We start from the raw sequence: 13551 nt of genomic DNA on the forward strand, positions 1-13551 counted from the left end.
CGCCGATGGACATCATCGTTCGGACGCCGACGTCGCGTTCGACCAGGTGGTACGTCGCCCAGCTGCGCCGGAGGTCGTGCGCCGACACCAGCGTCCAGCGCTCGTCGCCGGTCTCCTCGACGAGGACTTCCCGCGCCTCCCGGACCCAGCGGCGGATCGAGTCCGTCGACGCGTCGATCCACGGGTCGGTCGTCGCGAGGTCGCGCTCGCGCGAGAACTTCCGGAGGTCGTCGGCGACGTCGTCAGGGAGCCACGCGTCGCGCATCGTCTTCTCGCCACCCTTCGTGTTCTTTCCCCTGACCTCGACGCGCCAGCAGTCGCCGTCGTCGGACCACCACAACTCGTCGTCGCCGGGGTAGTTCACCTCACTGGCTCGCAGTCCCGAGCGGGCCATCAACTGGATAGCGACCTCGCGCTCCCAGCCATCGCGACCGGCCGCTCGTTCGAGTTGGTCGAGCTCTCGCTGGGTGAGCCAGCACTTCGGTCGGGTCTCGGAATCGTCGACGCGGACCATGCGTGTCTTCACAGGACAACACCGGCAAAAGTGATGCGGTCACCCCGAACGGAGGGGTCGGTTCGGGGGTCGAAGCCCGGATTCGCACACGACTTCACCCAAAAGTCGTGCATGGGGTGACGGACGCTCGTCGGTCGAGGTCGAGCGTCGTGACAGACAGTCGCCGGTCGCGGGTGGCGACCGGCGGGGAGAGGGCCGAAAAATCAGCGGGGACCGATGGGAGCAGGTGGACTCATAAAGTGGTCACGCCGAGTCGATTAATCCGACCAGGGCCTGTCGCAGGGCAGTACGTTCGAGTGCCATCTCGTGCTATCTGGGTGTTCGACGGTCGTGACAAGTGGTTTCCAGTTATACATATCGACCGACTGGGTTCACTCGGTGCGAGGGGTGTCGGTCACTCCTCTATCAGCTCCAGCGTTCGGGTATCGGCGCTTCCAGGCATCGAATGCTGGAGGCTCCGAGTGGCCGCCGAGGCGACGATAACCAGGCACGCGACGAACAGGAGGCAGAAGGACGCGGAAATCGTCCTCTGAACCCCGGATGCGACGTCGGAGAACGGGTCGTCGGACTCCACCTCTGCGAGTGAATCGTCGATTGCCTCGACGACGATGGCGATGAACGCGAGAACGTCGGCTCGGAGCTCCGTCCATCGCGATGGTTCTGGTTCGTCTTCCAGTGCGAGCTGAACGTCGACGTCGGCGTGGCGTCGGCAGTAGTAGCGCTCGCCGTCCTGGTCCCGCCCGACAATCATTCCGAACAGGACGGCCTCCCGGCCCCAGGTTCGGCGCTCACCCTCGTCGAACCGTTCGTGGCAGTCCGCGCAGCGCTCGTCGGCGTCACGAACTGGCTCGTTGAACACGCGGCGAAACGTCCCGATCGAGTTCAACTGGTAGTCGAATCGGCGGAGGTGGAGCGCCCACACGCTCAGGCAGGCGAGCAGCATCGGCGCGTAGAGTTCGAGGAGCATCATCGAACCCAGTAGTGGACCGCGAGTTCAGCGAACTGGACCGCGTAGAACAGCCCACCACCCACGACGAGCACAACCGCGAGTGCATCCCCGGGAGGCACGTCGACGACCGCTGCTCCACTGACGATAAGCATCGAGAAGGAAACACCGAACATCGCCGCCAGCGCGTGGGTGCGGGTCGACGTCACGTCCGAGCGGTCGACTCTCGACCGGTCTGTCGGACCAGCGTCTCCCTGTCGACATTGGTGCGATTGACCGCCAACCGAACGGCCTTTCGGACCTGTCGCTCGAAGCGCTCGGTGCCGAAGCTTTGTTTCGCGTGGTGGTGGATGGTCTCGGCGTCAGCCTCGACGCCATTGCGATCGAAGCGTTCGAGCGCCTCGACGAGCGCCCCACGGGGAGCGAGGTGTCCGCACTCTCGGGGGATCTGCCGCTGGGTGTGGCCGGACTCAACGGCGAGGACCGGTGTGCCGGCGGCCATCGCCTCTGCCGTGACCATCCCGAACGCCTCGTGTGCGCCCGCGAAGACGAACGCCTCGGCGCTGCGGAGCAGGTCGTGTTTCTCCTCGCCGTCGACCCAGCCGACGAACTCGACGTCGTCGCCGGCCATCGCCTCCAGGCGCTCACGGTCGGGGCCGTCGCCGGCGACGACGAGGCGATGATCGGTCGCCGCACACGCCTCGATGACTTCGTCGACGTGCTTCTGGCCGACCAGTCGGGACATCGTGAGGAGGTAGTCATCGCGTTCGTGGTGCGGTCGGACGTCGTCGACGAACGGCTCGACCTCGATCGGCGGCGGGCAGATTACCTCGGGGGACTCGCCGAGATAACGCCGGCACTCGGCGGCCGTCCAGGAACTCGGCGTTATCCAGACGTCGGCGAATGGTGTCGTCGTCGGGAGCGTGAGTCGACGGAACGCGCCCATCACGCGGGACTTCAGGCCGGTGAACTCGTCTGCTCGGCCGTACGCAGCGTGGTCGAGCCCGCCCTGGACACGGACGACCGCCTGGTCGACCGCTGGCGGGAACCACGTCGCTCCCTCGCCGGAGAACACCAGCACGTCGAACTCGCGGAGCTCGGCGACGCCGGGCCAGTTCAGGACCTCCGTGATGTCACGGACGATCTTCGAGCCGCGCAGCGCGGAGGCCAGTGGGGAGTCCTCGAACACCAGATGGACGTCGACGTCGTCGCTGACGTACTCGGTAGAGCCGAACCCGGCGAACAGTGGTGCGTCGAGCACTCGGCAGAGCGCTTCGGCGCGCACCTCGGCCCCGCCGCGGCCCAGCAGGTGACCGTGACAGACGGCGATACGCTGGTCGGAAAACGAGAGGTGGTCGGAGGGCTGTCCATCAGTGGGGCCGCTCATGTTCAGTCGGCCGTAACCTGCGCCGGCGGGTTCGCGCGGTCGGCCTCCCAGCGCTTGCGCTCCTCGAGGACGCGGTGGCCCTCGTCGGTGAGCGTGTAGGTGTTGGTGCGCAGGTCGGGCACCTGGACGTGCTTCTCGACGAGGCCGGCCGAGACGAGTTCGTCCATGTTCGGGTAGAACCGGCCATGGGTGACGACCTCGTAGCCTTCCTCTTCGAGTTCGCGTTTGATCTCCTGGCCGATGGCTGGCTGGATGTCTGCGACGGTCCACAGGAGGTCCCGCTGGAACCCGGTGAGTTGGTTCATCTTCGTCATCGTGAGTCTCTCTCGGAACTGTCAATAAAAACGTTCTGCGGCAAACGATGGTTGGATTTTGGACCAATCCGAGTTCAGAACCGGCGGAGTCCGAGCACGGGGTCGACCACCAGCACCAGCCAGTTCGCGCACGCCCACGTGAGGAGCAGTGGTGACCCACCCGCGACGTCGACGAACGCACTCCCGTGGAGGAACAGTGCGAGTGCTCCGACGTAGAGCGTGAATAGTCGGACGAACAGCTCCTGGTCAGGGGAGAGTCCCGCATCACGGACCGCGAGGTCGGACTCGATCCCGACCGCCCACTCGTACTCATCCGGTGGGACGTCAGCGATGAACTCGACTGCGAAGAAGTGGGCAATCGCTCTCGCCAGGAGGCCAACTCCAACCAGGGTCTCGACGGTCCACCGAGCACACTGTGCCCCCGTGTCAAGATGGAAATCCAACTCTCCAGGTCCAGACAGAGACATATAGATATATTATGAGAGCCTCAGCGATTGTTTTCGTGGCCGAGCACCGCCGCAGTGTTGCGATTTTGTGAGCATGGATGAAAATCGGTCAGGAACGGGCGATTTGGCCAATGCGCTGGCCGGATAGGCCGAACGGCTTCCCGATGTCGCTGTACTTCAGGCCACCAGGACGCTGGTTGCTGAGGTCGGTGATTTTCAGTGCGGCGAACTTCTTGATGAGCTCATCGCGCTGCTTCCGGGTGGCCTCCTTGCGCGCCTGCTCGATGAGTTCGTCGTGCTTAGACTTCCGCATCCAGTTGTCGTCGGACTCTTTGTCGTCGATCATCCCCTCCTTCTTCGCCGCGAGCGTGCGGTAGTCGGGGTGGTTGTCCATGTTCGGCCACTTCAGCGTCTGGAGCGTCTTGTAGTAGACCGTCTGCTTGATGCGGTGGATGCGCTTCTCGTAGATGCGCGCCACACCGCGGGCCTCAACGTTGATCCAGAAGTCCGCGAGCTTCTCCATCCGCGTGTCGATGACGCTCGGGTCGGGCAGCGTGAGGATGCCGACCATCTGGTTGACGCGCCGGGTTTGCCAGACGAATGCGGCGTCGACGTTCTCGTGTGAGTTCGACCGGCGAGCGTCGATCTGCTCGGCCTCGTCGAGAATCAACGAGGAACCTTTCGACGCGGTGTCGTAGAGGCTGAGGAAGTGCGGGACGTCCAGCGTCGCCTTCTCGCGTGCGTCGAATCCCTCCGGTGAGGTGTCGAGCGCGACCGCGAGAAAGACGGCGAGCGAGGACTTCCCGACGCCAGTCTGGCCGTGGTCGGCCGTGACGATGATCTTCGCGTCGCGGTCCTGCGCTTTCCGTTTCGCTACCTTCTGCCAGAACGGGCCGGTCAGTTCCCACCGGCCGTCGTTGCTCTGCGTGTGACGGTCGGTCGTCCACGGCTGGCCGGCGTCCGCTGCACTCATCTGGGGCCTCCAGTGGCCGCCGGTGAAACTGGCTCAGTGCTGCGCTTCAGCCGTTCCAAGACATGGTTGAGTAGTTCCGCGACCCAGAGTCCGAGAACGACCGCGAGGAACGTGCCGCCCCCGATTGTCTCGACGAGAGCAGTTGCCAGAAGAACCGACCCGAACGCGATGAAGCCGAAGGCGAGACCGGCGAGCAGTCGCCCTCGGCCTCTCCCGAACGAGGTCATCGCGACCCTCCTGTGCCAAGAGCACCCTGTCGTGCCCAGAGTACGATGATGATGGCCATTGTTGCGAACCCGATTACGAATCCGCCAGCCGCCGCGTGGAGCATGCTGCCACCAAGAGACTGGACGGCGTCGGTCACGAAGACCGACCCAAACATGAAGCCCGCCAGGACGATAGCGGACGAGCCAATTGGGTAGTCCATGTCTGCGGCGAGGCTCATTCGTCCATCACCGTCGGTCCGCCCGACTCGGTCTCCTCTTCGGCTTCCTCCTGGACCCTGACGCCCGCGTGGTCCATCGCGGTCGCCTGGCCGCGTTGCATCGTGAACTGTTCGAGGTGTTCGAGGGTCGCCTCGTCGTGGTGGGTGGGGTCACGAATCTGCGCGCCGAACCCAAGCGCCTTCGCACAGCGGTCGAGTTGCTTCGTGACCGAGACGATAGTGTTCGCCGAGAGTTGGGTGATGGCCGGGCGCTCGACGTGGCGCATCGCCGTAGTGTCGCCGGGCGCTTCCACGGCGACGGTCGTCGTCGAGTCGAGGGATTCGCGCAGCACGTCGATGGCCTCGGTCCACTCGTCGGTGACCGCCTTCTCATCGGAGTGTTCGGACAACACATCGTAGAACTGAATCGCGACCGTGGCGAGCTCGCGCTTCGTCGACGGGCGAGGCCGGCCTAGATGGACGGACTCTCGCCAGAACTGGTTACGGACGCGCTGGACTTCTTCTCTGGCCTCGTAGATGATGCGCTTGGGACGCGGGTCCGAGGATTCCTCGTGCTGAGAACTCATCGGAGCGAGCGCACCTCTGTTTTGAGCCAGTCGTCCCACTGTCTTAGGTGATGGACGCAGAACCACTCCCGCGGGTCGCGCCTCCCGATGACCAACTCGACCATGGCCTCCATTCCGTCCTCCTCGGCCAGGCGACAGGCCCCACATCCGCGCATCGAGTCGGCGAGCTGAGCCGTGGTAGTCGGACTCGAACTCATCGCCCCTCGCTGAAGTCACCGCGAAGATCGTAGATGAGCAGGCCACGACCGGCGTGGTGGAACACGGGAATCTCGGGGCGTTCACTGGCGTCGTCGTCAAGCGGGATGTCTTCGCTCCGAAGGATGTCTTTCGGCATGGAGACCGTTCCCGTCTCGTTGTTTTTGCCCAACTGAACGCTCCCGTGGGCTCGAATCGGCGTCCGAAGGTCAGCTTCCAGCTCCGACCCGGTCTGTTGTGTCGTCTTGTTACGTCCGGAGTCGCCGTCGTCGGGCGTCCCCGAATCAGTCACTGCCATGTGACACTCGCAGAATGATACAGGTAAGGTCGTTGTGTCAAATAACGGTTCACGAAAAAGACAATCCGGTTCTCACCGCGCGGATGTTGATACACTGGTGGTACAGCCCATCAACAAATCAGGCGTTAGGAGGCGTGTAGGTACAAAATATCCACAGAACGGCTTTACCAATGGAGTGCCGCTCCAGTGACATGGCGGAAGCCAAGCAGGTAACGAAAACGGTCGGCATGGAGCCGACGACTGAGGAAGCACAGACGATCACTGCCGACGACCTCGACGTCGAGGACGACTACGAGCCTGAGCGCTCGGTCGACCTCGGTGACCTCGAAGCAGTTCTCGAAGCCGAGGCCGACGAGGAGTCCGACGGACTGCTCGCGACGCTGCGCGAGAAAATCGCGTTCAAAAAGCGTGCTCAGCGCATCGTGCGGGCGTACAACGAGCGCGCCAATCTCGTCGGTGCGAACACGCTCGATGAGCCCGACGCGGAGATGGGCATCATGGGCACCGTGCGCCTCATCGGCGCGTCCGTCGTCGGCATCGCCGTGACGGTCGTCGTCGTCAACGAGGTTCTGGGAATCGGAACCATCGCCAACTCCTCGGGTCCGTTCGCGCCGGTCATCGACTCGCTCGGGACGACCGGTGTCGCCGCGATGAGCCTCCTGGTCATCGGGCTGCTCGTCGTCTCGGCCTCGCGCGTCATGGGCTTCATGGGCGGTGGCTGGTAGAGCAGGCGCTCACCACCATCGGGCTCGTCCGGGGCCGTAACGCCGGACCTCATTATTCCACCCCACCCCATACATGAAGGGCAACCCTTGGATTATCGGAGTCGTCGCCATCCTGCTGGTCGTCGGAGCGCCAGCGCTGAACCTCGGGACGGCGAACGCCGCAGAGACGACCACCGCGACCCAGACGTTGACCGTCGACGCCGGCGACAGTGAGACGCTCAGCCCCTCACCGTCGGCGTACGCGTTCGAGAACAACGAGACGGTCACCGTCAACGGGACCACCTACCAGGAGGGCACGGACTACCGCTTCGACGCCCAGAACGGCACGGTCACCTGGCTCTCGTCGAGCCAGACCCAAGCCGACGCCGGTGCGGACGCACAGGTCGCGTTCGCCTACCAATTCCACGACGAGAACACGACGTCCATCGTCGGCCTCGTCGGGAATCTCGGCGGCTTCGTCGCCGTCCTCCTCCTACTGGTCTGTGTCGGCTTCGTCGCACTCCTCGCATACGGCGGCGGAGGTGGCTGGTAGATGCTCTGGCGCGTCTGGCTAGCCGTCGCGGCCGTCGCTCTGCTGTTCACGCTCTGCTGGCTGTTCGTCGAGAAACGTCTGTTCCTGACGACGCTGCTCTCGACGATTCTCTGGGCGTGGCTCGGCACGACCGCCGGCGACCTGGAGGTCCGCTCGCTCGAGGCCGGGACGACCGCTCCCATCGAGATTCCGTCGCTCCAGTGGGTCATGTTCGGCATGACCGCGCTGAGCGTCCTCGCGGCGTTCCTCCACTACTTCGGCCACTATCCACCGCAGGACGACACCGTCGAACCGCACCTGACCGACACCCCACGATAACAGATTCACGATTCATATGTCACAGCAAGAACCATCGTACGACCAGCGTATCGCCGACCAGCGCGCGAACTCCGCCTCCGCGGCCACCGCACAGGCGGCCGCTCGCGTCCAGCAAGACCAACTTCAGGAGATCCTCCAGAATCCCGAGTTCCTCGATAAACTCGGCGACCCGAACGTCGACGAGAGCGATGTCCACGACTGGGTCACCGACGAGTACGGCCCAGCGTTCTCGAAAGCGCTCATCAAGGGCAACATGGACGCCGATTACCCTCGGCGTCAGGAGCTTCTGAACCCGAACGCCGTCGACCGAGCCATCGCCGAGCGAACGCCCGGCCGATGCCTCCGTCAGCACCCGAAGCTGAACGCGCTCGCCCAGGGCATCACCGGCACCGCCGAGTACCCCGACCCGACGGACAACCCCGACTACCGTGCCCCGATCACACCCGCGAAGAAGCGCGTCCTGCGCGACGCCTACGACATCAGAACCTTGCTCCAGTCGCTCTCGGCGGAGGGCAAGGGGACGGACGTCGTCGGTACCGCGACGACCGAGAACCGGACCGTCGGGCGGCGTGAGGACTCCTCGAAGAGTTACCGTGAGCGGGTCGCGGGGGTGTTCAACTGATGATACTGGGACTCTCCACGACCGCCCTCGCTGGGCTGGTGCTGGCGGTCGGCGTCCTCGTCATCGGTGGGAGCTACCTCTACGAACGACACACGCGAGGCCCCGATCAGGCGGCCCCGGCGCCCGAAGAGCGCGGTGAGGCGTGGGGCGAGCTGGCCGCCCAGCCGGTCATCTGGACGGGACGAGCGCTCGCGGCGACGGTCGGCGCGTTCGCGAAGGTGCTGTTCCGGCGGTCGTGGGGCAAGAAGATCTGGAAGCGACTCGTCGTCGGCGGGCTCTGGCAACTCCACAAGCAGTCGGGGAGTGACGCCATCGGGCTGAACCACCTGCCTAGCGGGAACGTCGAACTCGTCCCGGTTCGTCACTGCCAGAAGCTCGGTGAAATCGGCGAGGAGCCGGGTTGGAAGGAGAAGGGCGGTGACCGTGCGTGGGAGGCTTCCGCGCAGGGGAACGCCGTCACGTTCATCGGCCGGACGCCGGTCGTGATGCTCGACGACGACGCCGACTCCATCGGGACGTGGCTCGACGCTCGCGTGACCGACGCGATCGACAAGGGCAACATGCGCGACCTCTACCGCGTCGACCACGGTGAGTTCACCGCCGAAATCACCTACCCGCAAGCGGGCGGTGCAGGTGCGGGCGCGGCCGTCACCGATGGCGGGACGAACGCCGACGTCTGGACGGACTTCAACCCGACGTCGAGCCCGATCTTCGAGGACACGCTCATCGACCTCGGGTCGAACGAGGGCTTCAACGGCGCGGCGATGTCCTTCCGTCATTACAAGGACACCGACCGCGACTCGACGAGCCAGGAGAAGCTGAAGATGGCCGAGGAGCGCGGGAAGCTCGTCGGCATGAACCCCGAGCAGATGAAGGCGTTCATCATCAAGGTGCTGCTCATCGTGGCGGCCCTCGGTGCGGTCGCGTCGGTCGGAGACGTCCTGCTGGGTGCGCTGCTCGGCGGTGGCGGCGGTGGTGCGGCCGACGCCGTCGGCGGCGTCGTGCCAGGGATGCTCGGCTTCGGCGGGTGGTTCTGATGGTCAGTCCTCCCATCCCAGAGTCGGCCGTCGACGACCGTGCTCACGTCCGCGACGAAGCGGACCTCGACGAGGACGGCGGGAGCTCGTGGTGGAGGAGCATGATGCGCAACGCCCTGCTCCTTTCGGGGATGTGTGGGTTCACCATCGTCGTCCTGGTTGTCGGCGTCTTCCCGTCGTTGCTCTACGAAGAGGGCTACATCGGGCTCGAAGCCTACGAGCAGATGGCGGCACTCGCGTCGACACTCCCGATGTTCGGCGTCTTCGTTGCGAGTTACATCGCGGTCCGAGCTATCGAGCGGCTCAACGAGGACATGCCCGTCCTCACTCGATGGACGCGGCGAGTGTTCGGCCTCCTCATTGCGGCCTTCCTCGTCGAGAACATCCTCCGAACTGGCTTCGAGACCGAGCAGGCACGTGTGGTCTACCGGTATCTGACTGGTTCCTTCGCTGTTCTCGCGCTGCTGGCTGGGTTCGGCGACGACGTCGAGCAGTTCGCGAGCCGATTAATCAGGTGGCTTCGGCCGCACCAGCCCACGGAGACGGAGGCCGGCGACTGATGTTCGCCGCGTTCCTCCGTGCAGGACCGAACATCCTCCTTGCGGCGCTTCTGGGGGCGATTCTGAAGGTGGCGACCGGCCCGTTCTTCGACCTCATGGGCCCGCGATCGGTCGGCCACCCGCTCCGGATGGGCCTCGAAGCGGTCACGGCGAACTGGCTCGTCGTCGCCATCCTGGCGGTCGCGGTCGGGCTCATCCACTCGGCAGTCGTCGAATCACGGGTGAGCGCATGACGTTCGCGAAGCGCCTCCAGGTCTGGTTCGTCGTCACGCTGGCGCTCACCGTCGGCGCGTTCGTCTATTTCAGAGTGGGTCTCCCGTTCATCGACTGGGCGAGCCAGCCGCAGTATCAGGGGCCGTTCTCGCCCGTGCTCGGACCGGCCGAGACACTGCCGCCGGTCGCGATGCTCATCCTGGAACTCGGGACGACCATCTGGCTAATCTACGGCGGGACACAGAGCGAACGGAAGCAGCGGGCCATCGTCTCACGGGGACGCCGATGAGCGCCGACGAGCAGCGCTCGGGCGCTAAGTGGCTTGACGTCGCGCCCGACGAGCTGACCGTCCGCGACGTCCTCGACAAGGAGGTTCGCGCAGCGCTGGAGGGCGAGAACGATGACGCGGAGTAGGCGACTCATCATCGCATTCGCGCTCGTAGCGTCACTTCTGGTGGTTTCTGTCGCTCCGGTGGAGGCGAGCCACGGCGTGCTTGCGAGTGCGAACACCAGTGCCAGTGAACTTTCCGACGGATCTCTCACTAACGCTCAGGTTGCCCGAGACAACGAGGCTGGCTTCGTTGGACACGACGAGTATCGAGACTCGATCATCTTCCGCTACGGATTCAGCGCAGGCGGAGGTAGCACCGTCTACGACCACGCCAACGACTACGACACGTCGGTCTCGACTGCGACGTGGGAGCGAGAAGGCGGTAGTACTCGCCTCTCGTTCGATGGTGATGACCGTGTCGTCACGCCCACCTTCGGAAGTTTCTCAAGCTACACTCTCTCGTTCCGCTTCCAGACCAGCGATACGTCGTCGCTGGGCAAGACCGTCGCAGACAAAGACGGCGGCTTCGAAACACGCGTCTATCAGGACTCGTTCTGGGTCCGTCCGAGTGACACCTGGTACGAAATCGGACCGGTGTCCGAGAATACGGTGCATAGTGTCTCTATCGCGGCGAACGGGACCCACACGACCGTCTATCTCGATGGAGAGCGTACCGTCATTTCTACGTCGAACGACCTCGCCGGCCAACTGGTCATCGGACAGGGGCCAGACGGGTTCGAACGCCCGTTCGTTGGTGAAATAGACGAGGTCCGGCTCTACTCAGAGGTACTCTCTCCTGGCCTCGTCGCGCGTCTCTCGGACTTCCGAGAGGCCAGGCTCACGCCACGAGCGATGAACCGCTGGGCGTTCGAAGCCGGCGACGGTACGACTGCCTATGGTGATGCCGGCGTCGACGGGTCGGTCGAAGGGGCGTCGTGGACAGAGACAGCAGGTGACAGCGGTCTGGACTTCAGTGTCGAGGGAGACGAGGTCTCGATTCCCGACCACGACCGGACGAGTCAGACCTTTTCCTACGTCTTCGAAATCGATGCTCGAAGCGACTCCTCAGGGACCGGAGACACCGGCTCGATTTTTCAGGAGAACACACCCAACGGCTTCATCAGGGTCTATACCGTCACCGATGACGACATCAAAATCCGGTTCGAAGATGACTCAGGGCAGTTCAAGACGGCCTCGTTGAACGGGTTCGGCTTCGACCAGAAGACACAGATCGCGATTACGTACGACGGATCGACTGTTCGGATATACCAGGACGGGACGCTCATCTCCTCAACGGCGATGGAGTACGTCGGAGACGCCGGCACTGAGTCACTCTCCGTCGGGTATCAACTCGACGCGACCCTCTACGACCTCCGTGTTTACTCGGAGGGACTCACTGATACGGAGGTTGCGTATCTATCTGACCACCCAACCGAGCAACTGCCCGAGACGTCCAGCTACTCGGCAGAGCACTCTGTCCAGAACAGTATCGGCGGGTACGTCGACTTGAATCTCGAAAACGCCGAGGCGACTGTCACGTGGCGCGACGGGGCCGGGACGGTTCTCAATCAGGCGACGTACTCGTCATCGGGCAACTACTCGCTCACCTGGGCGGAGTCCGATTCCTCAACGGTGACGTTGGACGTCGAGGTCGAGGCGACCGGCCCATCGGCGCTCAGTAGAATCCAGGGCGAGGGTGTCCGCGCACAGAGCTATGATCCGAGCGTATCGTCGGAGAGTCTCTCGCCGAACTCGACAGAGACGGCACTGTCAGAGTCGCCAGTGCTCTCCGCGAGCGTCTCCGACGAGGACTTCTCGAACCCCGGCATCGACGAACAGCTGACGCTCGAATGGTTCGTCGACGGCGAGAAAGTCGGGGAGACATCCGCGTCGTACGAAGGCCCACCGGCAACCTACCAGCCACAGTCCATTAGCGCGGGCGAGCACACCTGGTTCGTCCGCGTCACTGACGAACAGGGTCACATCACGACATCGGCGACCGCGTCGTTTGCCGTCCCCTCCGAACTGACGATTCGGTCGGCGACCGATGGTGATCAGGTGCTCACGGGCGTCAACGTCGGCCTGAAGTTCTACCAGGACGGCGAGGAGCGCGTCTACGAGCGAAACGTGAGCGACGGGACCATCGACCTCGTTGGGCTCCCCGTCGGCCAAGAGTTCGTCGTCACCGCGCAGAGCGAGGACTACTACTTCCGGCGAGCGGTCATCGAGTCCATTTACGACCAAGAGAGCCTCTATTTGCTGAACACGAGTGTCGACGCCTCGCCCATCACGTTCGGCCTCGACGACTCGACGGGACGGTTCCCCAGCGCCGAGACCACACTCTACGTCGATCGGGCGATCAACCAGTCCGGCACAACCGAGTTCAAGACCATCGCTGGCGGGAACCTCGGGGCGACGGCCAGCTTCCAGACCACGCTTCAGAACGACCAGGTCTACCGACTCCGCGTGCGCAACGAGCAGGGCGAGGTCCGCGTCTTGGGTACGTACGTCCCGAACGGGCCGGCCGCCGCGCCGCTCCCGATCGGGCGAGTCACCCTCCGCGGTGACGCCGACGCGTACAACGACTCTGCGGCGGTGACCCAGACTCGCATCGAGACCGTCACGATGACCAACGGCGAGGAGGCACGCGTGGTGCGCGTCCTCTACTGGGACGGAGCCGACGCCACAGACTCACTCACCTATTCCGTCCACGAACGGGGCAACGAGTCGAACGTCCTCGTGCCGGAGTCAACGGTGAGCGGACCGTTCGGGTACTTCGTCGCCACCCACAGCATCCCCGCCGACGCGCCCGAGGACGTCAGCTACGTCGTCGAGGTGAGCGCCGACCGCGGAGACACCCAAGCCTACGAGGCGACGAAGTACGCTGGTGAGGCCGGCGAAATCGCCCATCGCTTCGGGATGGACCCGATGGTCCTCTCGTTGCTGACGTGGGTCGGAATCTGTTGCATCACCGGCCTGGTCGTCATCGTCGACCCGCGAGCGGCCGCGCTCGTGATGGTGGCCGCGACCGGCTTCGCGAGCGTCCTCGGTATGATCCATCCCCCTGGCATCGCCGTCGCCCTCGCGGGCGTCGTCGCCGTCATCGCGAACGCTACTCGGTGATTCAAC

General features: G+C 64.3%; 21 protein-coding genes. 10 read left to right on the top strand and 11 right to left on the bottom strand.

What is annotated here, in order from left to right:
• The 11 genes from GQS65_RS15545 to GQS65_RS15595 all read right to left on the bottom strand — a co-directional run.
• Positions 1-514, bottom strand: a 514-nt coding sequence (locus tag GQS65_RS15545; RefSeq protein WP_158205549.1) for a site-specific integrase, incomplete at its 3' end; no start/stop codon positions are given.
• A 394-nt stretch (positions 515-908) separates the two neighbouring features.
• Entirely contained in the window at positions 909-1484 is a 576-nt protein-coding gene (locus tag GQS65_RS15550) for a hypothetical protein (protein ID WP_158205550.1), read from the bottom strand.
• Complete coding sequence (locus GQS65_RS15555; protein WP_158205551.1) at positions 1481-1669, bottom strand: hypothetical protein; 189 nt, start codon at positions 1667-1669, stop codon at positions 1481-1483. Before GQS65_RS15555 ends, GQS65_RS15550 begins: the two co-directional genes overlap by 4 nt.
• Positions 1666-2847, bottom strand: coding sequence for a glycosyltransferase (locus GQS65_RS15560; RefSeq protein WP_158205552.1), 1182 nt, complete (start codon positions 2845-2847; stop codon positions 1666-1668). The genes GQS65_RS15555 and GQS65_RS15560 overlap by 4 nt, the downstream gene beginning before the upstream one ends.
• Positions 2848-2849: 2 nt before the next feature.
• Entirely contained in the window at positions 2850-3161 is a 312-nt protein-coding gene (locus tag GQS65_RS15565) for a helix-turn-helix transcriptional regulator (protein ID WP_368280277.1), read from the bottom strand.
• A gap of 74 nt (positions 3162-3235) precedes the next feature.
• Entirely contained in the window at positions 3236-3604 is a 369-nt protein-coding gene (locus tag GQS65_RS15570; RefSeq protein WP_158205553.1) for a hypothetical protein, read from the bottom strand.
• Between the two features lie 112 nt (positions 3605-3716).
• Entirely contained in the window at positions 3717-4580 is an 864-nt protein-coding gene (locus GQS65_RS15575) for a hypothetical protein (protein WP_158205554.1), read from the bottom strand.
• Positions 4577-4807 carry a hypothetical protein gene (locus GQS65_RS15580; protein WP_158205555.1) on the bottom strand — a complete coding sequence of 77 codons (231 nt, stop codon included), beginning with the start codon at positions 4805-4807 and terminating at the stop codon, positions 4577-4579. Before GQS65_RS15580 ends, GQS65_RS15575 begins: the two co-directional genes overlap by 4 nt.
• On the bottom strand, positions 4804-5025 hold the full coding sequence (locus GQS65_RS15585; RefSeq protein WP_158205556.1) for a hypothetical protein: 222 nt from the start codon (positions 5023-5025) through the stop codon (positions 4804-4806). The genes GQS65_RS15580 and GQS65_RS15585 overlap by 4 nt, the downstream gene beginning before the upstream one ends.
• On the bottom strand, positions 5022-5591 hold the full coding sequence (locus GQS65_RS15590; protein WP_158205557.1) for a hypothetical protein: 570 nt from the start codon (positions 5589-5591) through the stop codon (positions 5022-5024). The genes GQS65_RS15585 and GQS65_RS15590 overlap by 4 nt, the downstream gene beginning before the upstream one ends.
• A gap of 193 nt (positions 5592-5784) precedes the next feature.
• Positions 5785-6084, bottom strand: coding sequence for a hypothetical protein (locus GQS65_RS15595; RefSeq protein WP_158205558.1), 300 nt, complete (start codon positions 6082-6084; stop codon positions 5785-5787).
• A 191-nt stretch (positions 6085-6275) separates the two neighbouring features.
• On the opposite strand from GQS65_RS15595, the gene GQS65_RS15600 reads away from it, so the two are divergent.
• The 10 genes from GQS65_RS15600 (at position 6276) to GQS65_RS15640 (ending at position 13545) form a co-directional block, all read left to right on the top strand.
• Positions 6276-6809: a hypothetical protein gene (locus GQS65_RS15600; RefSeq protein ID WP_158205559.1), complete on the top strand. Its 534-nt coding sequence runs from the start codon at positions 6276-6278 to the stop codon at positions 6807-6809.
• A gap of 73 nt (positions 6810-6882) precedes the next feature.
• On the top strand, positions 6883-7341 hold the full coding sequence (locus GQS65_RS15605) for a hypothetical protein (protein WP_158205560.1): 459 nt from the start codon (positions 6883-6885) through the stop codon (positions 7339-7341).
• On the top strand, positions 7342-7659 hold the full coding sequence (locus GQS65_RS15610) for a hypothetical protein (RefSeq protein WP_158205561.1): 318 nt from the start codon (positions 7342-7344) through the stop codon (positions 7657-7659).
• Positions 7660-7675: 16 nt separating this feature from the next.
• Complete coding sequence (locus tag GQS65_RS15615; RefSeq protein ID WP_158205562.1) at positions 7676-8281, top strand: hypothetical protein; 606 nt, start codon at positions 7676-7678, stop codon at positions 8279-8281.
• On the top strand, positions 8281-9318 hold the full coding sequence (locus GQS65_RS15620) for a hypothetical protein (RefSeq protein WP_158205563.1): 1038 nt from the start codon (positions 8281-8283) through the stop codon (positions 9316-9318). Before GQS65_RS15615 ends, GQS65_RS15620 begins: the two co-directional genes overlap by 1 nt.
• Positions 9318-9878, top strand: a complete 561-nt coding sequence (locus tag GQS65_RS15625; protein ID WP_158205564.1) for a hypothetical protein — start codon at positions 9318-9320, stop codon at positions 9876-9878. Before GQS65_RS15620 ends, GQS65_RS15625 begins: the two co-directional genes overlap by 1 nt.
• Positions 9878-10111, top strand: a complete 234-nt coding sequence (locus GQS65_RS15630; protein ID WP_158205565.1) for a hypothetical protein — start codon at positions 9878-9880, stop codon at positions 10109-10111. Before GQS65_RS15625 ends, GQS65_RS15630 begins: the two co-directional genes overlap by 1 nt.
• Positions 10108-10380 carry a hypothetical protein gene (locus GQS65_RS15635; protein ID WP_158205566.1) on the top strand — a complete coding sequence of 91 codons (273 nt, stop codon included), beginning with the start codon at positions 10108-10110 and terminating at the stop codon, positions 10378-10380. Before GQS65_RS15630 ends, GQS65_RS15635 begins: the two co-directional genes overlap by 4 nt.
• Positions 10377-10505: a hypothetical protein gene (locus GQS65_RS21965; protein WP_267902927.1), complete on the top strand. Its 129-nt coding sequence runs from the start codon at positions 10377-10379 to the stop codon at positions 10503-10505. The genes GQS65_RS15635 and GQS65_RS21965 overlap by 4 nt, the downstream gene beginning before the upstream one ends.
• A complete protein-coding gene (locus GQS65_RS15640) occupies positions 10492-13545 on the top strand; it encodes a LamG domain-containing protein (protein ID WP_233265155.1) in 3054 nt (1017 codons plus the stop codon). The genes GQS65_RS21965 and GQS65_RS15640 overlap by 14 nt, the downstream gene beginning before the upstream one ends.
• Positions 13546-13551 lie beyond the last annotated feature (6 nt).

This window comes from Halomarina oriensis (assembly GCF_009791395.1).
GTDB classification, from domain to species: Archaea; Halobacteriota; Halobacteria; order Halobacteriales; family Haloarculaceae; genus Halomarina; species Halomarina oriensis.

What these genes read in the sequence shown, in the direction of transcription:
- GQS65_RS15550 (WP_158205550.1), bottom strand. Translation starts at nt 1,484, where the DNA reads ATGATGCTCCTCGAACTCTACGCGCCGATGCTGCTCGCCTGCCTGAGC.
- GQS65_RS15560 (WP_158205552.1), bottom strand. Translation starts at nt 2,847, where the DNA reads ATGAGCGGCCCCACTGATGGACAGCCCTCCGACCACCTCTCGTTTTCC.
- GQS65_RS15565 (WP_368280277.1), bottom strand. Translation starts at nt 3,161, where the DNA reads ATGACGAAGATGAACCAACTCACCGGGTTCCAGCGGGACCTCCTGTGG.
- GQS65_RS15575 (WP_158205554.1), bottom strand. Translation starts at nt 4,580, where the DNA reads ATGAGTGCAGCGGACGCCGGCCAGCCGTGGACGACCGACCGTCACACG.
- GQS65_RS15580 (WP_158205555.1), bottom strand. Translation starts at nt 4,807, where the DNA reads ATGACCTCGTTCGGGAGAGGCCGAGGGCGACTGCTCGCCGGTCTCGCC.
- GQS65_RS15585 (WP_158205556.1), bottom strand. Translation starts at nt 5,025, where the DNA reads ATGAGCCTCGCCGCAGACATGGACTACCCAATTGGCTCGTCCGCTATC.
- GQS65_RS15590 (WP_158205557.1), bottom strand. Translation starts at nt 5,591, where the DNA reads ATGAGTTCTCAGCACGAGGAATCCTCGGACCCGCGTCCCAAGCGCATC.
- GQS65_RS15595 (WP_158205558.1), bottom strand. Translation starts at nt 6,084, where the DNA reads ATGGCAGTGACTGATTCGGGGACGCCCGACGACGGCGACTCCGGACGT.
- GQS65_RS15600 (WP_158205559.1), top strand. Translation starts at nt 6,276, where the DNA reads ATGGCGGAAGCCAAGCAGGTAACGAAAACGGTCGGCATGGAGCCGACG.
- GQS65_RS15605 (WP_158205560.1), top strand. Translation starts at nt 6,883, where the DNA reads ATGAAGGGCAACCCTTGGATTATCGGAGTCGTCGCCATCCTGCTGGTC.
- GQS65_RS15610 (WP_158205561.1), top strand. Translation starts at nt 7,342, where the DNA reads ATGCTCTGGCGCGTCTGGCTAGCCGTCGCGGCCGTCGCTCTGCTGTTC.
- GQS65_RS15615 (WP_158205562.1), top strand. Translation starts at nt 7,676, where the DNA reads ATGTCACAGCAAGAACCATCGTACGACCAGCGTATCGCCGACCAGCGC.
- GQS65_RS15620 (WP_158205563.1), top strand. Translation starts at nt 8,281, where the DNA reads ATGATACTGGGACTCTCCACGACCGCCCTCGCTGGGCTGGTGCTGGCG.
- GQS65_RS15625 (WP_158205564.1), top strand. Translation starts at nt 9,318, where the DNA reads ATGGTCAGTCCTCCCATCCCAGAGTCGGCCGTCGACGACCGTGCTCAC.
- GQS65_RS15630 (WP_158205565.1), top strand. Translation starts at nt 9,878, where the DNA reads ATGTTCGCCGCGTTCCTCCGTGCAGGACCGAACATCCTCCTTGCGGCG.
- GQS65_RS15635 (WP_158205566.1), top strand. Translation starts at nt 10,108, where the DNA reads ATGACGTTCGCGAAGCGCCTCCAGGTCTGGTTCGTCGTCACGCTGGCG.
- GQS65_RS21965 (WP_267902927.1), top strand. Translation starts at nt 10,377, where the DNA reads ATGAGCGCCGACGAGCAGCGCTCGGGCGCTAAGTGGCTTGACGTCGCG.
- GQS65_RS15640 (WP_233265155.1), top strand. Translation starts at nt 10,492, where the DNA reads ATGACGCGGAGTAGGCGACTCATCATCGCATTCGCGCTCGTAGCGTCA.